Source organism: Aquabacterium sp., assembly GCF_035476535.1.
GTDB lineage: Bacteria > Pseudomonadota > Gammaproteobacteria > Burkholderiales > Burkholderiaceae_C > Pseudaquabacterium.
Genome location: NZ_DATILJ010000260.1, coordinates 1 through 3687, shown reverse-complemented (window position 1 = coordinate 3687; position 3687 = coordinate 1). Strand labels below are relative to the sequence as shown.

4 protein-coding genes are annotated in these 3687 nt (G+C 69.3%); 2 read left to right on the top strand and 2 right to left on the bottom strand.

Features of this window, described 5'->3' with window-relative positions:
- Nucleotides 1-529: ABC transporter substrate-binding protein (locus VLK61_RS26195; protein WP_325425549.1), on the top strand; the 529-nt coding region annotated here is incomplete at its 5' end.
- An 83-nt stretch (nucleotides 530-612) separates the two neighbouring features.
- On the opposite strand, the gene VLK61_RS26190 is transcribed toward VLK61_RS26195, so the two are convergent.
- Both VLK61_RS26190 and VLK61_RS26185 read right to left on the bottom strand, forming a co-directional pair.
- On the bottom strand, nucleotides 613-2115 hold the full coding sequence (locus tag VLK61_RS26190; RefSeq protein WP_325425548.1) for a tripartite tricarboxylate transporter permease: 1503 nt from the start codon (nucleotides 2113-2115) through the stop codon (nucleotides 613-615).
- Between the two features lie 14 nt (nucleotides 2116-2129).
- Complete coding sequence (locus tag VLK61_RS26185; RefSeq protein ID WP_325425546.1) at nucleotides 2130-2645, bottom strand: tripartite tricarboxylate transporter TctB family protein; 516 nt, start codon at nucleotides 2643-2645, stop codon at nucleotides 2130-2132.
- 274 nt (nucleotides 2646-2919) lie between these two features.
- Between VLK61_RS26185 and VLK61_RS26180 the strand changes: the two genes are divergently transcribed.
- Nucleotides 2920-3687, top strand: a 768-nt coding sequence (locus VLK61_RS26180) for an ATP-grasp domain-containing protein (RefSeq protein WP_325425544.1), incomplete at its 3' end; no start/stop codon positions are given.

The following is a 3687-nucleotide window of genomic DNA, read 5'->3' as shown; positions in this document are numbered from 1 at the left end:
CGGCCTCGGCTTCCTGATCGCCACGCACGATGCGATGGCCTCGCCGCGCGCCTGGGAGTTGGTGCGCGCGCTGGGCGAATGCCGCGCCGAACTGCATGCCGACACGCAGGGCATGCTCGACAGCGTGGCCGCCGGCCGCGCGCTGCTGGCCTGCAATGTGATCGGCACCTATGCCGAGGCTTTTGCGCGTCAGCAGCCGGATGTCGCCATCGTCTACCCGCAGGACTACACGCTGGTGGCTTCGCGCGTGGCCTTCATCGCCCGCCACGCACCCAACTTGGCCGGTGCCCGGTTGTGGCTGGACCACCTGCTGTCGCCCGAAGGCCAGCGCGTGCTGGGCGAACAATGCGGCCTGTATGCCGTGCTCGGCGATGCGGCGCAGCCGCGCTCGGCAGCCGCGCTGCAGCAGCAGCTGGGCGGCGCGGCGCGCCCCATCGCGCTGGGCCCGGGCCTGCTGGCGCACCTGGACAGCAGCAAGCACCAGGCCTTCCTCAAACGCTGGCGGCGGGAGTTTTCTGCGGCGCCGTGACATCGCCCCCAGGCCGACGACATACGTCGTCCGCCCCCCCGAGGGGGTTGAGTCAAGTGGCAGAGCCACATTGACTCAGGCGCTCAAGCCGCGGCCAGCTGGCCGCGCCGGCGCCGGGCCATCGCCGGCGGCACGATCAGCACCGCCAGCACCACGGCCAGCAGCAGCGCCGACACCGGGCGCTCGACGAACACCGTCCAGCGGCCTTCGCCGATGGACATCGCATTGCGCAGCTGCGCCTCGGCCATCGGCCCGAGGATCATGCCGACGATGACCGGCGCGGTCGGGAAATCGAAGCGCCGCATCAGCACGCCGAACAGGCCGATGGCGTACATCAGGAACAGGTCGAACGAACTCTGGCGCATGCCGTAGACGCCGACGGTGGCGAAGATCAGGATGCCGGCGTAGAGCGGCGCGCGCGGAATCTTCAGCAGCTTGACCCACAGGCCGACCAGCGGCAGGTTCAGCACCAGCAGCATCACGTTGCCGATGTAGAGGCTGGCGATCAGCGCCCAGACCAGCCCGGCCGAGGTCTGGAACAGCTGCGGCCCCGGCTGGATGCCGTAGTTCTGGAACGCCGACAGGATGATGGCCGCGGTGGTCGAGGTGGGGATGCCCAGCGTCAGCATCGGCACCAGCGTGGCGGTGATCGCCGAGTTGTTCGCGGCCTCCGGCCCGGCCACGCCTTCGATCGCGCCGGTGGTGCCGAATTCCTCCGGTCGTTTCGACAGCTTCTTCTCGGTGGCGTAGCTCAGGAAGGTGGGGATCTCGCTGCCGCCGGCCGGCACGGTGCCGAAGGGGAATCCGATGAAGGTGCCGCGCAGCCAGGCCGGCCAGGAGCGGCGCCATTCCTCACGCGTCATGTGCACGCGGCTCAGGTGGTTCAGCTGCGATTGCGTGCGGCCCTCGTACAGCGCGGTGTAGAGCGTCTCGCCGACGGCGAACAGGCCGACGGCGATCAGCACCACTTCCAGCCCGTCCAGGAACTCGGGCACGCCGCCGGTGTAGCGCACCTGGCCGGTGATCTGGTCCAGCCCGACCAGCCCGGCCGCCACGCCGACCACCAGCGCCGTGACGCCGCGCAGCGCGCTCTTGCCGAGCACCGCGGTCACGGTGCAGAAGGCCAGGATCATCAGCATGAAGTATTCCGGCGGCCCCAGCTTGACGGCGTAGGTGGCAACCACCGGCGCGAACAGCGTGACCAGGATCGTCGCGATGGTTCCGGCCACGAAGGAGCCGATCGCCGCCGTGGCCAGCGCCGCACCGGCGCGGCCGCTCTTGGCCATCTTGAAGCCTTCCAGCGCCGTCACCATCGAGCCGGTTTCGCCCGGCGTGTTGAGCAGGATGGAGGTGGTGGAGCCGCCGTACATCGCGCCGTAGTAGATGCCGGCGAAGAAGATCATCGAGGCGGTGGGCTCGACCTGCGTGGTGATGGGCAGCAGCATGGCCACCGTGACGGCCGGGCCCAGGCCGGGCAGCACGCCGATGGCGGTGCCCAGCGCGCAGCCGACGAAGGCCCACAGCAGGTTGATCGGCGCGCCGGCGGTGGCGAAGCCGCCCATCAGTTGCGTCAGCAGGGTGTCCATGGGCTTCTTCTTCTCTACAGCCAGCCGGTGCGGGTGAGGCCGGGCAGGTTGATGGCCAGCAGCTTGGTGAACAGCCAGAACGCCGGCGCCGCGATTAGCAGGCCGGTGAGCATGTCGATCAAGGTGGGCACCAGGCCCCCGGCGCCCCGGCCTTCGGAGCGGCGCAGCCCGCGCACCGCGAAGGCGTAGCACAGCGCGCAGCTGAGGATGAAGCCGATGCGCTCGATCGCCGCGGCGTTCAGCAGCACGCCGGCGGAGATCCAGGCCAGCGCATCCCAGTCGCCACGTTCGGCGCCGGAGGGTTCGTCCAGCGAGCGGAAGCCGCCGGTGCGGGCCTGCCAGACCAGCAGCGTGCCGCAGACCAGCAGCGAGACCGCCACCAGCCAGGGCAGGAAATTCGGGCCGACGCCGGCGTAACCGGCCTCGGACGGGATGCTCGTCGCGCCGATGGCGAAAGTGAGGCCGAGCAGCATGGCGCCGGCGCCGATCAGGGTCTGGTGCAGTGAGCGTGCGGTGGGGGCTTCAGCCATGGGGTTCCTCACGGACGGTGCCGAGGTGGCGGCGCATGATGCGGCGCGGCGCTGCGCCCAAGCTTTCGGCCGGCTTTCATCGGCGGGGCCGCAAGCCTCGGGATTTGCCCTGATCGGGTAAGCCTCAGCGGGAAAACCTCACCGGGAAAACCTTATCGGGAAAACGATAGGCCGGCATGAAAGCCTTTCGAAAGCCGGCCGGCCGCGCAGCTTCCTAGCATCGCCGGCACCGATCCCGCCCATCGACCGCCACCCCACCCGAAGGACAGCGCCCATGAACATCACCGGCATGCTGCACGGTGCCCGCCTGCTCCGGCTGGCAGGCTTCCCAACGCCTGAAATACTCGGCCCGGACGCCACCGATTCCGAGATCAAGGCCTTGCTCACCAAGCACGGCCAGGTCTTCGTCAAGCCGGTGTTCAAGGGCGGCGTGGGCAAGAAGGGCAAGGCCGGCCTGGTCGGCCGCGCCAAGGACCTGAAGACCGCGCTGGCCGAAAAGGAGCGCCTCTACTTCTGCGAGCACCGCCACGGCAACCAGCACGCCAAGGCCAACGGCGTGACCTTCGAGGCCGGCGTGCCGGCCGAGCACGAGGTCTACTTCTCGCTCACCGACGACACCCACTTCCGCGCGCCGACGATGACCTTGACGCACCACGGCGGCATGGACATCGAGGAGCTGGACAAGACGCAGATCGTCAGCGTGCCCTTCAATCCGCTGACCGGGCTGAAGGCCTTCATCGTGGCCAATGCGCTGTCGGAGCTGAAGGCGCCCAAGCAGATCATCTCGCCGCTGGTGCAGCACCTGCCGAACCTGTGGGACCTGTTCCACGACTACGGCATGACGACGCTGGAGCTGAACCCGATCCGCCTGCGGCCGGACCGCCGCGGCCGGCTGACGCCGGTGGCCTGCGACTTCAAATGCGGCTTCGACCGCGACGACCCGCGCTGGCAGCGCCTGGACCTGCCGGCCGACCTGTTCACCGCCGACTCGTCGGACTTCGAGCAGGAGATCAACACGCTGCGCACCTACCAGGGCCAGAGC